This is a genomic window from Streptomyces sp. NPDC058674 (assembly GCF_042716505.1).
Lineage (GTDB): Bacteria > Actinomycetota > Actinomycetes > Streptomycetales > Streptomycetaceae > Streptomyces.
In genome coordinates this window covers 62452-76353 of sequence record NZ_JBHXSC010000017.1, presented here as the reverse complement: position 1 = coordinate 76353, position 13902 = coordinate 62452, and the positions used below count along the sequence as shown (strand labels likewise).

Here is a 13902-nt window from a genome sequence, read left to right as displayed (position 1 = left end):
GAGTTGAGCAACATACCCGAGACCGGCCGGACCCCCAGGGTCCAGAACCGGCTCGTCGTCATACAGATCGTCGTCTTCTCGCTCCTGCTCACCCTGGGCGGAAGACTGTGGTACCTCCAGATACGCAACGGCCAGGAGTACACGGACGAGGCCAAGAACAACCACGTCCAACAGGTCGTCCAGCCCGCCGTGCGCGGCTCGATCCTCGACTCGCGCGGGGTCCCGCTGGCCGACAGCCAGACCCACCTCGTGGTCTCCGCCAGCCGCACCGAGCTGCTGACCATGAAGGACAAGGGCAGGGAGGTGCTGACCCGCCTCGCGGGAGTCCTGGGCATGAACCCCCAGGACGTGATCGACAAGGTCCGCCTCTGCGACGCCAAGACGCCGCAGCCCTGCTGGAACGGTTCTCCCTACCAGCCCATCCCGGTCAGCGACGAGGCCACCACCGAGCAGGCGCTGCAGATCCACGAGCACGCCGAGGACTTCCCCGGGATCACCGCCGAGCCCACCGCCATGCGCCGCTACGCCGGACCCGAGGGGGCCAACACCTCGCAGGTCCTCGGCTACCTCTCCCCGGTCACCGACGCGGAGATCGCCAAGGCGAAGAACTCCGACTCCCCGTACCTGCGCTCCGACCAGGTGGGCCGCTCGGGCCTGGAGCGCACCTACGACAAGGAGCTGCGGGGCAAGGCCGGCATCACGCGCTACGAGGTGGACAACCTCGGCCGGGTCACCGGGCAGGGCCGTACCGACAAGTCGCAGCCCGGCTCGAACGTGGTCACCTCGATCGACGCCCGGGTGCAGGCGGTCGCCGAGCGCGAGCTGAACAACGCGATGATCGAGGCCCGCAAGACCTTCGACAAGAACAACACCCGCAAGAACTACGTCGCGGACTCCGGCGCGGTCGTGGTCATGGAGGCCAAGACCGGCCGCGTCGTCGCGATGGCCTCGAACCCGACGTACGACCCCAACGCCTGGGTCGGCGGGATCTCCGGCAAGGACTACGCGAAGCTCACCGAGAAGAAGTCGAACTACCCGCTGCTGAACCGGGCGATCCAGGGCCAGGCGGCCCCCGGCTCCGTCTTCAAGGTCGTCTCCTCGACGGCCGCGGTGAACGCCGGCTACCCCTTCGACCGGCGCTACCCCTGCCCCAGCGCGTACTCGGTGGGCAACCAGACCTTCACCAACTTCGAGTCCCAGGGCTACGGCGACATCACCATCGGGCGCGCCCTGGAGGTGTCCTGCGACACCGTCTACTACGCCATCGCGGACCAGGAGTGGAAGAAGGACGGCGGGATCAACCCCAAGAAGAACCCGAGCGACTGGTTCCTCAAGACCGCCCACGAGTTCGGCCTGGGCAAGCCCACCGGCATCGACCTCCCGAACGAGGTCCCCGGCCGGGTCCCGGACCGCAAGTGGAAGCAGGACTTCTTCGAGGCGAACAAGGCCGCCTGGTGCCGTGACGGCAAGAAGGGCGGCACCTTCGCCGAGAAGATCGCCTACGAGAACTGCCGCCAGGGCAACCAGCTGCGCGAGGGCGACGCGATCAACTACTCGATCGGCCAGGGCGACACCCTCGTGACACCGGTGCAGATGGCCTCGGTCTACGCGGCCATCGCCAACGGCGGCACCCTCCACCAGCCCAGCGTCGGCAAGGCCGTGGTGAGCGCCGACGGCACCTCGGTCCAGGAGATCGCCCCCAAGGTCCAGGGCCGCCTGCCGATGGACGCCGAGACGCGCGACGACATCGACGGGGCCCTCGCCGCGGTCGCCACCACCGGCAGCGCGGCCTGGCGCTTCGGCGGCTGGCCGCAGAAGCAGATCCCGATGCACGCGAAGACCGGCACCGCCGAGGTCCAGGGCAAGCAGACCACCTCGTGGTTCGCCTCGTACACCGAGGACTACGCGATCGTGATGACGATCTCCCAGGGCGGCACCGGCTCCGGCGCGTCGGGGCCGGCGGTCCGCAAGATCTACGAAGCCATGTACGGGCTGGACGAGAAGGGCAACCAGGACCTCGCCCGGGCCCTGCTGCCCCGGCCGGCGAGCGCGCTGCCCTCACTGCGTCCGGACGGGGACACCGCCGCGAACCGAACGGATTGAGGACAGGAACTGACCGCAAGGCTCCGTAGCGTGGTCCGTGTCAGCAGGGGAGACGCGAACCCCGCACGCACACGGAAGAAGGCGGTCTGCCATGGCTCAGGTTTCCACAGAGGTCCCCGGTGACGAGCGGGGCACGCTCCTCGCCTTCGTCGAGGCCCAGCGGGCGGCGCTGCGCGAGGCGGCGCAGGGCCTGACCGAGGAGCAGGCCGCGAGCAGGCCGAGCGTCAGCGAGCTGTCGCTGTCCGGGCTGCTCAAGCACGCGGCGGAGTGCGAGCTGGGCTGGCTGCGGATGGCGCAGGGCAGGCCCGACGGGACGGCGCGCTCGGAGGAGGCCTGGAACGAGGCCTTCCGCCTGGTCGAGGGGGAGTCCGTACCGTCCGTGCTGGCCTTCTGGGACGGGGTGCGCAAGGAGACCGAGGCCTTCATCACCGCCGTCCCGAGCCTCGACGACGCCTTCCCGCTGCCGCCGGCGCCCTGGTTCCCGAAGGACGCCGAGGTCTCGATGCGCTGGCTGCTGCTGCACCTGGTGGAGGAGTTCGCCCGGCACGCCGGCCACGCGGACATCATCCGCGAATCCCTCGACGGGACCCGCGCGATGGGTTAGCCGCCCGGCCCCGTGTCGGCGATCCGGCTCCTCGTGCACGCGCCGGCGGGCGGACTTGCACCTCACGCCGCGTGAGGGACCACAGTGAGGGGCGTACCCAACCGAGAGGAGCGGAGGAGATGGGCTATTCCGTGGGCCAGGTCGCCGGTTTCGCCGGAGTCACGGTGCGCACCCTGCACCACTACGACGGGATCGGGCTGCTCTCCCCGAGCGGCCGCAGCCACGCGGGTCACCGGCGGTACGACGACGCCGACCTGGACCGCCTGCAGCGCATCCTGTTCTACCGGGAGCTCGGCTTCCCGCTCGAAGAGGTCGCGGTCCTGCTGGACGACCCGGAATCGGACCCGGGGGAGCACCTGCGCCGGCAGCACGCCCTGCTGTCCGACCGGATCGCCCGGCTCCAGCAGATGGCCAAGGCCGTTGAGCACGCCATGGAGGCGAAGAAGATGGGCATCAACCTCACGCCCGAGGAGAAGTTCGAGGTCTTCGGTGACTTCGACCCCGAGGAGCACGCCGAGGAGGTCGAGCGGCGCTGGGGCGGCACGGACGCGTACGCCGAGTCGCAGCGCCGGGCCGCGTCCTACACGAAGGCGGACTGGCAGCGCATCCAGGACGAGGCCGACGACCTCAACCGGCGCTTCGTCGCCCTGATGGGGACCGGCGCGTCCGCCGGGTCCGAGGCGGCCATGGACCTGGCCGAGGAGCACCGCGCCTGGATCGGCAACCACTTCGCCTGCTCGTACGAGATGCACACCTGCATGGGCGAGATGTACGTCTCGGACGAGCGGTTCACCGCCTACTACGACGCCCTGCGGCCGGGGCTCGCGGTGTTCGTCCGGGACGCGATCACGGCGAACGCCGTCCGCAACGTGTAGACGGAAGGTCACGGATTGGACCCCCGCCGGTTCCTGGAACCCGGCGGGGGTCGCGTGCGTTGATAATTGTGACCACCAGCATCCGCCTGCCCCCGCCGGCAACCCCCCGATCCAGGAGAGTCCGGAACCCGTGTACACGATTGCGCTCGGCCCTGAGTGGCTGTCCCCGGACTATCTGATCTCGCATTTCGGATTGATCGGCATCCTGGTCATCGTCTTCGCGGAGTCGGGACTCTTCGCGTTCCTCCCCGGTGACTCCCTGCTCTTCACCGCAGGCCTGCTCGTCGCCAACGGCGAGTACATCAAGCAGCCGCTCTGGCTGGTCTGCACGCTGATCGTGGCCGCCGCGATCATCGGCGACCAGGTCGGCTACATGATCGGCAAGTTCTTCGGGCCGAAGCTCTTCAACCGTCCCAAGTCCAAGGTCTTCAAGCGCGAGAACCTCGACACGGCGCACGAGTTCATGGACAAGCACGGCCCCAAGGCCATCGTGCTCGCCCGGTTCGTGCCGATCATCCGCACCTTCGCACCGATGGTCGCGGGCGCCGGCTCCATGAGGTACCGCACCTTCCTGACGTACAACGTCATCGGCGGCATCGGCTGGGGCGCGGGCATCACGATCGCGGGCTACTGGCTCGGCCAGATCACCTTCATCAAGGAGAACATCGAGCCGATCCTGATCCTGATCGTCCTGATCTCCGTGATCCCGGTGGTCTTCGAGGTGCTCAAGGCCCGCAAGGAGGCCAAGGTCACGGCGGGCGCCGCGGCGCCGGCCGAGGCCGACGGCGGCCAGGCCCCGGGCCAGCGCGGCCGCCACGCCAAGCGCTAGTCCCGGCGCGCACCACCCGCACCACCGGCAGCACCCGCACCACCCCGCACCACCCGTACGCCCCGGAGGCCCGTCTGCGGCCCCGGGGCGTCCGCGTACCCGCTCGCGGGACGCCGGGGGCCGGCCGGGGCCGTCCTAGAAGCCGCGGGTGCGCTTCGCGGCGCGGCGCTTGGCGGCGCTCGCGGCCCCCGGGATCCGCATGAACAGCCGCGAGGCCTCCGAGCCCAAGTTGACGCCGATCGCGATGGCCAGGGCGATGGCGGCGGCGTTGGTCAGCGAGCCGAGCCCCTGGTTCAGATGGTTCTCGGCGATCAGCAGCAGCCCGTAGTACGTCGCCGAGCCGGGCAGCAGCGGGCCGATGGCCGCCGTCACGTACGGCAGGGCGGAGGCGAAGCGGTACCGGGAGAAGAGCTGCCCGAAGAGGCCGACCAGGCCGGCCGCGATGGCGGTGGACGGCACCGGCTCCAGGCCGCCCGCATAGTGCAGGGCGCCGTACGTCGACCACGCGATCCCGCCGTTCAGCGTCACGATCCACACGGTCGAGCGCTCCTGCTGGAGCAGGATCGCGAAGGTGAACACCAGGACCATCGAGGCGGCGATCTGGATCAGCGGCCGCTGCTGGATCTGGAGCACCTCCTCCGGCCGGGGCGAGGCGTTGAACTGCAGCCCCACGTAGAGCACCACCAGGACGCCCAGGATGATGCCGATGAAGAGGTACATGACCTCCAGGAGGCGGGCGGACGCGGTGATGTAGTAGCCGGTCAGGCCGTCCTGTACGGCCGCGACCAGGGCCCGCCCGGGGAGCAGCGCGAACAGTCCGCCGGTGATCACGGCGGAGGCCTTGACGTCGATCCCGGTCATGTTGAGTGCCACGCCGAGGGCGGCGGGCGGCATCGCGGCGACGACGAACTGGTAGAACTCGGGCAGTCCGCGGCCGGCGCAGAGCCAGGCCAGCCGGTCGCCGAGGACCGCGCCGATCGCGGCCGCGAAGAAGACGAGGACCCCGCCGCCGACGAGGGTGGAGGCCGCCCCGGCGAGCAGTCCGGCGGCGGTGGTGAGCATCCAGCCCGGGTACGGGTGCCGGTTGCGGCGGATCTCGGCGAGGCGCCGGTAGGCCTCCTCGAGCGAGACGTCGTCGTCGGGGCTGCTGATGTCGTCCACCAGCCGGAAGACGGCCGCGAGCCGGTTGTAGTCGGTGCCGCGCCGGCGCACGGTGCGGTTCGCCGACACCGGGTCGTCCACCAGCGAGGGCTGGTGGGTGATCGACAGCATGGTGAAGGTGACGGTCGGCTCGCAGCGGTCCAGCCCGTACGAGCGGGCCACCGCGAACATGGCGGCCTCCACGTCCTCGGCGCCCTCGCCGCCCGCGAGCAGCAGCTCGCCGATGCGCAGGGTCAGGTCGAGCACGCGGCCCACGGCCGGGCCGGTCTCCTCGGCCTGCTTGTACACGCGCTCCGGGACGGGGCGGACGTCGACCGGCATGCGCAGCATGGTGCGCATCCGGTCCTGCCAGGGGGATTCCTTCAGCAGGCTCACCGGGAACCCCTGGGCGGGGGTGAAGGCGGGCGGGGAGTGCTGGGCGCTGTAGGTGGCCGGGTGGGCGAAGGCGGAGCCCTCGGGCTCCACCGGCTGGGTCGCGAAGCCGTCGGGCACCGCGAACTCGGAGGTCGGCTGGTCCTCCTCCAGCGCCTCGGGCTCCATCCCGGCGGGCGGGGTGAAGGCGCTGCGCGCCTCGTCTGACTGGGGCTTCCTGTCCTCTGCCCCGTCGGCCTCCGCCACGCGTCCTCCTGTCCGTGATCACCAGCGTCACCAGTATGCGGAATCGCTTCGTCCCCGTCGCCCGGGGCACGGGCCGGGGAGCGGACCCGCGCATCCGCACCGGCTCCGCACCGGCTCCGTACCGGCCCCGCACCCGCCCCCTCGCCCGGCCCGTGCCGGGAACGCACAGCGGGCGGCACCCCCCGTGAGGGGTGCCGCCCGCTGTCGTGCCCGGGGGCCGCGGAGGCCGTGGGACGGGCCCTGCGGCCCGCTCGCCGGCGGAGCCTAGTGGTGGCCGCCCTGCGCCTCGAGGCGCTTGTACGAGTTCTCGATCTCGGCCTCGGCCTCGGTGCGGCCGACCCAGTTCGCGCCCTCGACCGACTTGCCGGGCTCCAGGTCCTTGTAGACCTCGAAGAAGTGCTGGATCTCCAGGCGGTCGAACTCGGAGACGTGGTGGATGTCGCGCAGGTGCTCGACGCGCGGGTCCGAGGCCGGCACGCACAGCAGCTTGTCGTCGCCGCCCGCCTCGTCCGTCATGCGGAACATGCCGATCGCGCGGCACTTGATCAGGCAGCCCGGGAAGGTCGGCTCGTCCAGGATGACCAGCGCGTCCAGCGGGTCGCCGTCCTCGCCGAGGGTGTTCTCGACGAAGCCGTAGTCGGCCGGGTAGCTGGTCGAGGTGAAGAGGCGACGGTCCAGACGGATCCGGCCGGTCTCGTGGTCCACCTCGTACTTGTTCCGCGAACCCTTGGGGATCTCGATGGTGACGTCGAACTCCACGTCCTGCTCCTCCATGATCAGCTTCATTGCTTCGAGCCTGCGTCGATCCGAAAACGTGCACGTCCGGCCCAGCCCTGCCGGGTGGGGTGCCATGCTCGCCGCAAGACGCAGTGGTTAAGTGTCCCTCACGCATATGTGTGATCGCGAAAGGGGCTGGTCCGAGGTGCCATTGGTCAAGACGTGGCAGCTCATCGCGGGGTCGGCCGCGGTCGGCCTGGCCCTGTCGGGGGCAGCGGTGGCCGCAGCCGGTCCTTGGGACTCCGGCCAGCGTAAGGCCGAGCGGGACGCGGTCGCCTCCTGGGGCCGTGCGGGTGGCGCAGATCACGGCGGCGGCTCCGTGCCGCAGGCCGCCCCCAGCGCCCCCGGGGTGCTGGGCGCGATCGGTCCCGGCGCCGCGCACGGCCGGGCCGCGTCCGCCTCCGAGGGGCTCGCCGCCGCCCTCGGCCCGCTGCTCGCCGACCGGGCGCTCGGCACCGTCCGCACCGCCTCCGTCGTGGACGCCGCCACCGGGCAGGTGCTGTACGAGTCCGGGGCGCGGGAGGCCATGACCCCCGCCTCCACCGTCAAGATCGCCACCGCGGCGGCGGCCCTGGCCGCCCTCGGGCCCGAGCACCGGATCAGGACCACCGTCACCCCGGGAGCCGCCCCCGGGCAGATCGTCCTGGTCGGGGGCGGGGACCCGTCCCTCACCGCCCGGAAGAAGGCGCCCGCCGGACCGGGCGGCAGCCTCGTCGCCCTCGCCGCCGACACCGCCCGCGCCCTCAAGGCCGCCGGCACCGCCTCGGTGAGCCTCGCGTACGACGACTCCCTCTACAGCGGGGCCGCCCGCCACCCGATCGGCGTCAACCCCAACATCGCGCCCGTCACCGCCCTGACGGCCGACGAGGGCCGCCCCGACGAGTCCTCCTCCGGCCCCGTGGAGCGGACCGGCGACCCGTCCGGGGACGCCGCCCGGGCCTTCGCCGCGCTGCTGGCCGAGCGCGGCATCGAGGTCACCGGCGAACCCGCCCGCGCCAAGGCCCCCGGGGGCGCCCGGCCGCTGGCCACCACCCTCTCCACCCCGCTGGCCGGCCTGGTGGAGCGGATGCTGACCAACAGCGACAACGACATCGCCGAGTCCCTCGCCCGGCAGACCGCGCTCGCCTCGGGGCAGCCGGCCAGCTTCGAGGGCGCCGAGAAGGCCGTCGCCGCCCGGCTCGCGACCCTCGGCGTCGACACCGCCGGCTCCCGCTTCGCCGACGGCAGCGGCCTCAACCGCGCCGACAAGGTCAGCGCCGGCCTGCTGACCGGACTGCTCGTCCGCGCCGCGGATCCGCAGCGGCCGGAGCTGCGGCCCGTCCTGACCGGGCTGCCCGTCGCCGGCTTCACCGGGACCCTGCGCACCCGCAACGCCGGCACCTCCCCGGCCGCCGGCCTGCTCCGGGCCAAGACCGGCACCCTGACCGGGGTGAACTCCCTCGCCGGCACCGTCGTCGACCCCTCCGGCCGACTCCTCGCCTTCGCCTTCCTGACCGCGAACAGCCCCGGCCCCGAGGCCGCGGAGAAGGGGCTGGACAAGCTGGCCGCCGCGGTCGCGGCCACGCCGTAGGGGGTCCCTGGAAGGCCCGGTCCACGTACGGTTGACGCATGACGAGCATCAGTGGTGCGGAGATGGTCGACTGGAACCTCGCGGTGGCGACCGCGACCCGGCTGGTGCGCCCCGGCCCGGAGATCGGCCGGGACGAGGCGCGGGCCGTCGTCGCGGAGCTGCGCGGGCACGCCAGGACCTCCGAACGGCACGTACGCGAGTTCACCGGGATGATGCCCGAGGGGATCGTCCTGCCCGACACGCCCGTCCTGGTCGTGGACCGGGCCGGCTGGGTCAAGGCCAACGTCGCGGGCTTCCGCGAGCTGCTCCAGCCGCTCCTCGGCCGGATGCAGGAGCGCCGCGCGGGCACCCCCGGGGGCGCCGTCCTGGGCGCGGTCGGCGGCAAGGTCACCGGAGTCGAGCTCGGGATGCTGCTGAGCTTCCTGGCCTCCCGCGTGCTCGGCCAGTACGAGACCTTCGCCCCGGCCTCCCGCGACCTGCCGGGCTCCTCCACGGGCGGCGGCCGGCTGCTGCTCGTCGCGCCGAACATCGTGCACGTGGAGCGCGAGCTGGAGGTGGACCCGCACGACTTCCGGCTGTGGGTCTGCCTGCACGAAGAGACACACCGTACGCAGTTCACGGCCGTCCCGTGGCTCCGGGACCACCTGGAGGGCGAAATCCAGACGTTCCTCGGGGCCACCGAGATGGACCCGATGACGGTCCTGGAGCGCCTGCGCGAGGCGGCCCAGTCCTTCGCCGGGGCGCGCCCCGACGCCGAGCGGGGCGAGGAGGGCCGCTCCTTCGTCGAGCTCGTGCAGACCCCCGAGCAGCGGGAGGTGCTGGGCCGGCTGACCGCCGTCATGTCCCTCCTGGAGGGGCACGCCGACTTCGTCATGGACGGGGTGGGCCCCGAGGTCGTGCCCTCCGTCGCGGAGATCCGCGAGAAGTTCCAGCAGCGCAGGGCCAGCGGCGCGGGACGGCTCGACGCGGCCCTGCGCAAGCTCCTCGGCCTCGACGCCAAGCTGCGCCAGTACCGCGACGGCGAGCGGTTCGTGCGCGCCGTCGTGGGCGAGGTGGGCATGGATGGCTTCAACCGCGTCTGGACCTCTCCGAACACACTGCCGACCAAGGCCGAGATCGCCAGGCCCGCGGACTGGGTGGCCCGGGTGCACCGCAAGGGGAGCGAAGAGAGCGAACAGGGGTGACCCAGGGGGCGTAAACATGTCTCACTGGGGGAAGTAGCGTCACCCGTCCGAGGGACCGTGGGCCGTGAAAGGGCGTGCGATGCTCGGGGAACGGCCCGGTTCTGTCACCATCGACGCACTCTGAGTGACAACCCCGTCCTGCGGGGGTATCCGGGCAGCACACCCCGAGCACCCCACTCCAGGGGGCACCACCGGCGGCAGCCGGAAGCCCCCGAGGCATCCGAACTCCACGAAGGGCACCGGACATGGGTCCCCATCCTGCGGTCGCGGCGATACGCCTGGCGGTCCGCCGCGTACTCCACGACGTCCTCACCGACCTCACCGACCTCCCCCGCACCGACCCCCGCACCGACCCTCGCACCCCGGTCGGCACCCCGCCACTCGTCCTCGTCGCCTGCTCCGGCGGCGCCGACTCGATGGCCCTCGCCTCGGCCCTGGCCTTCGAGGCCCCCAAACTCGGCATCCGGGCGGGCGGCATCACCGTCGACCACGGCCTCCAGGCCGGCTCCGACCTGCGCGCCGCCGAGGTCGTCACCCGCATGACCGCGCTCCGCCTCGACCCGGTGGAGTCCGTCGCCGTGCGCGTCGGCCGGGACGGCGGCCCCGAGGCCGCCGCCCGCGACGCCCGCTACGGCGCCCTCGACGAGGCCGCGGACCGGCTCGGCGCCGCCGCCGTGCTGCTCGGACACACCCGCGACGACCAAGCCGAAACCGTCCTGCTGGGCCTCGCCCGCGGCTCCGGCATCCGGTCCCTGTCCGGCATGGCCGAGAAGTCCGGCGGCCCCGGGCGCGGCAACCGCTACCGCCGCCCCTTCCTCCAGGTCGACCGGCAGACCGCCCGCAAGGCCTGCATGGTCCAGTCCCTCCCCGTCTGGGACGACCCGCACAACATCGACCCCGCCTACACCCGCTCCCGCCTGCGCCACGAGGGACTGCCCGCCCTGGAGAAGGCGCTGGGCAAGGGGGTCGTCGAGGCGCTCGCCCGGACCGCCCAGCTCTCCCGCGACGACGCCGACGCCCTGGACGCCTGGGCCGCCGACGCGGACTCCGGCGTACGGGACGCGGACGGCCGCCTGGAGTGCGCCAAGCTGTACGCCCTGCCCCCGGCCGTCCGCCGCCGGGTGCTGCGCAGGGCGGTGGTCGCGGCCGGTTCCCCCGCGGGCTCCCTCTTCGCCCGCCACATCGAGGAAGTCGACCGCCTCATCACCGGATGGCGCGGCCAGGGCGCCATCAACCTGCCCGGCCGGGTCGAGGCCCAGCGGCAGGGTGGCAGACTTGTCATTCGGCAGGGCTGATTGGCGCTCGAAACACGGCTGAGCCTCCGGGGTCGCCCCCGGAGCCCCGGCCGACAACGAAAGTGATGCGGGTGGACGAGAAGGACATGGGCAGCGACCTCCAGTCGGTGCTCATCACCAAGGAAGAGATCGACGCGAAGCTCGCCGAGCTGGCCGCGAAGATCGACGCGGAGTACGCGGGCAAGGACCTGCTCATCGTCGGAGTGCTCAAGGGCGCGGTGATGGTGATGGCGGACCTGGCGCGCGCCTTGTCCACCCCGCTCACCATGGACTGGATGGCGGTGTCCTCCTACGGCGCCGGGACCCAGTCCTCGGGCGTGGTCCGGATCCTCAAGGACCTGGACACCGACATCAAGGGCAAGCACGTACTGATCGTCGAGGACATCATCGACTCCGGGCTGACGCTGTCCTGGCTGCTGTCGAACCTCGGCTCCCGCGAGCCGGCCTCCCTGGAGGTCGTCACGCTGCTGCGCAAGCCCGACGCCGCGAAGGTCGCCATCGACGTGAAGTGGGTCGGCTTCGACATCCCGAACGAGTTCGTCGTGGGCTACGGCCTCGACTACGCGGAGAAGTACCGCAACCTGCCGTTCGTCGGCACGCTGGCCCCCCACGTGTACGGCGGCTGACCACCCCCTCCCGCCCCCGGAGGCCCTCCCGGTGATCCGGGGGAACCTGGGGGCGCTCCCCGCCGTTGGAGCAGGGGAAGCGGGTCTGTCAGCCGTCCCACGAGGCCGCGGGTGACAATACAGGGGTACATTCCGAAGAACAGTCTTTACTCACAGCAGCATTTACCTACGGGCAGGAGGGACGGGGTGCCTGGCGCCCCGTATGGATGGACGTGAAGCGATACTTCCGTGGGCCGGTCATGTGGATCGTGCTGGCCGTCCTCGCCGTGGTCGTGTTGATGAATGTCGTCGGCTCCGGCGGCGGCTACAAGTCGGTGGACACCAGCGAGGTCGTCAAGGCGATCAACAGTGGCCAGGTGGAGCAGGCGCGCCTGACCACCGGCGACAGCCAGATGATCAAGATCGATCTGAAGAGCGATCAGAAGCTCGACAAGCGCGACGGCACCAAGTTCCAGGCCAACTACATCGGGGATCAGGGCGTACAGCTCGCCCAGAGCCTCCAGACCAAGTACGAAGCCGGTCAGATCCCCAAGGGCTACTCCGTCTCTCCGGACAAGACCAGCCCCTTCCTGAGCGTGCTGCTCTCGCTCCTGCCCTTCGTCCTCATCGTCGTTGTCTTCCTGTTCCTGATGAACCAGATGCAGGGCGGCGGCTCCCGGGTCATGAACTTCGGGAAGTCCAAGGCCAAGCTCATCACCAAGGACACCCCGAAGACCACGTTCGCCGATGTCGCGGGTTCGGACGAGGCCGTCGAGGAACTCCACGAGATCAAGGAGTTCCTCCAGGAGCCGGCGAAGTTCCAGGCCGTCGGCGCCAAGATTCCCAAGGGCGTGCTGCTGTACGGCCCGCCCGGCACCGGAAAGACCCTGCTCGCGCGTGCCGTGGCGGGCGAGGCCGGTGTCCCCTTCTACTCGATCTCCGGATCCGACTTCGTCGAGATGTTCGTCGGTGTCGGTGCCTCGCGTGTCCGCGACCTGTTCGAGCAGGCCAAGGCCAACGCTCCGGCGATCGTCTTCGTCGACGAGATCGACGCCGTCGGCCGGCACCGCGGTGCGGGTCTCGGCGGCGGCCACGACGAGCGCGAGCAGACCCTCAACCAGCTGCTGGTCGAGATGGACGGCTTCGACGTGAAGGGCGGGGTCATCCTGATCGCCGCCACGAACCGTCCGGACATCCTCGACCCGGCGCTGCTGCGTCCGGGCCGCTTCGACCGGCAGATCGCGGTCGACCGTCCCGACATGCAGGGCCGTCTGGAGATCCTCAAGGTCCACCAGAAGGGCAAGCCGGTCACCCCGGACGTCGACCTGGGCGCGGTTGCCCGGCGTACGCCCGGCTTCACCGGTGCCGATCTCTCCAACGTCCTGAACGAGGCGGCCCTGCTGACCGCCCGCTCGGACAAGAAGCTGATCGACAACCACGCGCTGGACGAGGCGATCGACCGTGTCGTGGCGGGACCGCAGAAGCGGACCCGGATCATGTCGGACCGGGAAAAGAAGATCACCGCGTACCACGAGGGCGGTCACGCCCTGGTCGCGGCGGCCTCCCCGAACTCCGACCCGGTCCACAAGATCACGATCCTGTCCCGCGGCCGCGCCCTGGGTTACACCATGGTGCTGCCCGAGGAGGACAAGTACTCCACCACGCGCAACGAGATGCTCGACCAGCTGGCATACATGCTGGGCGGGCGCGCTGCCGAGGAGCTCGTCTTCCACGACCCGACCACGGGTGCGGCGAACGACATCGAGAAGGCCACCGCCACGGCGCGGGCCATGGTCACGCAGTACGGCATGACCGAGCGTCTCGGTGCGATCAAGTTCGGCGGCGACAACACCGAGCCGTTCCTGGGGCGCGAGATGGCGCACCCGCGGGACTACTCGGAAGAGGTCGCGGCGCTGGTCGACGAAGAGGTCAAGAAGCTCATCGAGACCGCGCACAACGAGGCCTGGGAGATCCTCGTCGAGAACCGTGACGTCCTCGACAACCTGGTCCTCGCGCTGCTGGAGAAGGAAACGCTGAACAAGGAGCAGATCGCCGAGATCTTCTCCACGATCGTGAAGCGTCCGGCCCGCCCCGCGTGGACCGGCTCCTCCCGCCGCACCCCCTCCACCCGTCCGCCGGTGCTCTCTCCCAAGGAGCTCCAGCTGACGAACTCGGCGAACGGCACGTCGGCGGCCGCCGCCGCGCCGGTCTCCACGGAGAAGGGCATCGAGGTGGCCCCCGAGGACACCCCCGAGGCCTGATCCACCCGGAATGGAAGGTG

10 protein-coding genes and 1 pseudogene are annotated in these 13902 nt (G+C 71.2%); 9 read left to right on the top strand and 2 right to left on the bottom strand.

Features of this window, described 5'->3' with window-relative positions; translation table 11 throughout:
* Positions 1-3 precede the first annotated feature (3 nt).
* The 4 genes and pseudogenes from mrdA to ACFWU6_RS11970 all read left to right on the top strand — a co-directional run bounded on the left by mrdA (position 4) and on the right by ACFWU6_RS11970 (position 4550).
* The gene (gene mrdA / locus ACFWU6_RS11985; RefSeq protein ID WP_383798422.1) at positions 4-2103 is read left to right on the top strand and encodes a penicillin-binding protein 2; all 2100 of its coding nucleotides are present in this window, start codon (positions 4-6) and stop codon (positions 2101-2103) included.
* Between the two features lie 91 nt (positions 2104-2194).
* On the top strand, positions 2195-2707 hold the full coding sequence (locus ACFWU6_RS11980; protein ID WP_383798425.1) for a DinB family protein: 513 nt from the start codon (positions 2195-2197) through the stop codon (positions 2705-2707).
* A 119-nt stretch (positions 2708-2826) separates the two neighbouring features.
* A complete protein-coding gene (locus ACFWU6_RS11975) occupies positions 2827-3582 on the top strand; it encodes a MerR family transcriptional regulator (protein WP_383980634.1) in 756 nt (251 codons plus the stop codon).
* 130 nt (positions 3583-3712) lie between these two features.
* A pseudogene (locus tag ACFWU6_RS11970) lies at positions 3713-4550 on the top strand (VTT domain-containing protein).
* Here ACFWU6_RS11970 and ACFWU6_RS11965 read toward each other — a convergent pair.
* Both ACFWU6_RS11965 and ACFWU6_RS11960 read right to left on the bottom strand, forming a co-directional pair.
* Complete coding sequence (locus ACFWU6_RS11965) at positions 4547-6190, bottom strand: threonine/serine exporter ThrE family protein (protein ID WP_383798435.1); 1644 nt, start codon at positions 6188-6190, stop codon at positions 4547-4549. The pseudogene ACFWU6_RS11970 and the gene ACFWU6_RS11965 sit on opposite strands and share 4 nt — an antisense overlap.
* Before the next feature lie 264 nt (positions 6191-6454).
* Positions 6455-6949 carry an inorganic diphosphatase gene (locus ACFWU6_RS11960; RefSeq protein WP_267723126.1) on the bottom strand — a complete coding sequence of 165 codons (495 nt, stop codon included), beginning with the start codon at positions 6947-6949 and terminating at the stop codon, positions 6455-6457.
* 133 nt (positions 6950-7082) lie between these two features.
* Here ACFWU6_RS11960 and dacB point away from each other — a divergent pair, with 133 nt between their 5' ends.
* From dacB to ftsH, 5 genes are all read left to right on the top strand, one after another.
* Positions 7083-8537: a D-alanyl-D-alanine carboxypeptidase/D-alanyl-D-alanine-endopeptidase gene (dacB, locus tag ACFWU6_RS11955; protein ID WP_383980632.1), complete on the top strand. Its 1455-nt coding sequence runs from the start codon at positions 7083-7085 to the stop codon at positions 8535-8537.
* A gap of 38 nt (positions 8538-8575) precedes the next feature.
* A complete protein-coding gene (locus ACFWU6_RS11950; protein WP_383798441.1) occupies positions 8576-9721 on the top strand; it encodes a zinc-dependent metalloprotease in 1146 nt (381 codons plus the stop codon).
* A gap of 245 nt (positions 9722-9966) precedes the next feature.
* Positions 9967-11016, top strand: coding sequence for a tRNA lysidine(34) synthetase TilS (tilS, locus tag ACFWU6_RS11945; protein WP_383980630.1), 1050 nt, complete (start codon positions 9967-9969; stop codon positions 11014-11016).
* Positions 11017-11081: 65 nt separating this feature from the next.
* Positions 11082-11642: a hypoxanthine phosphoribosyltransferase gene (hpt, locus tag ACFWU6_RS11940; protein ID WP_330297848.1), complete on the top strand. Its 561-nt coding sequence runs from the start codon at positions 11082-11084 to the stop codon at positions 11640-11642.
* A gap of 206 nt (positions 11643-11848) precedes the next feature.
* Positions 11849-13882 (top strand): ATP-dependent zinc metalloprotease FtsH, encoded by a 2034-nt coding sequence (ftsH, locus tag ACFWU6_RS11935; protein WP_383798448.1) that lies wholly within the window; start codon positions 11849-11851, stop codon positions 13880-13882.
* Positions 13883-13902: the final 20 nt, after the last annotated feature.

Excerpts from the sequence above, each read along its gene's own strand:
- ACFWU6_RS11980 (WP_383798425.1), top strand. The coding sequence starts at position 2,195 with ATGGCTCAGGTTTCCACAGAGGTCCCCGGTGACGAGCGGGGCACGCTC.
- ACFWU6_RS11975 (WP_383980634.1), top strand. The coding sequence starts at position 2,827 with ATGGGCTATTCCGTGGGCCAGGTCGCCGGTTTCGCCGGAGTCACGGTG.
- dacB (WP_383980632.1), top strand. The coding sequence starts at position 7,083 with ATGTGTGATCGCGAAAGGGGCTGGTCCGAGGTGCCATTGGTCAAGACG.
- ACFWU6_RS11950 (WP_383798441.1), top strand. The coding sequence starts at position 8,576 with ATGACGAGCATCAGTGGTGCGGAGATGGTCGACTGGAACCTCGCGGTG.
- tilS (WP_383980630.1), top strand. The coding sequence starts at position 9,967 with ATGGGTCCCCATCCTGCGGTCGCGGCGATACGCCTGGCGGTCCGCCGC.
- hpt (WP_330297848.1), top strand. The coding sequence starts at position 11,082 with ATGCGGGTGGACGAGAAGGACATGGGCAGCGACCTCCAGTCGGTGCTC.
- ftsH (WP_383798448.1), top strand. The coding sequence starts at position 11,849 with ATGGACGTGAAGCGATACTTCCGTGGGCCGGTCATGTGGATCGTGCTG.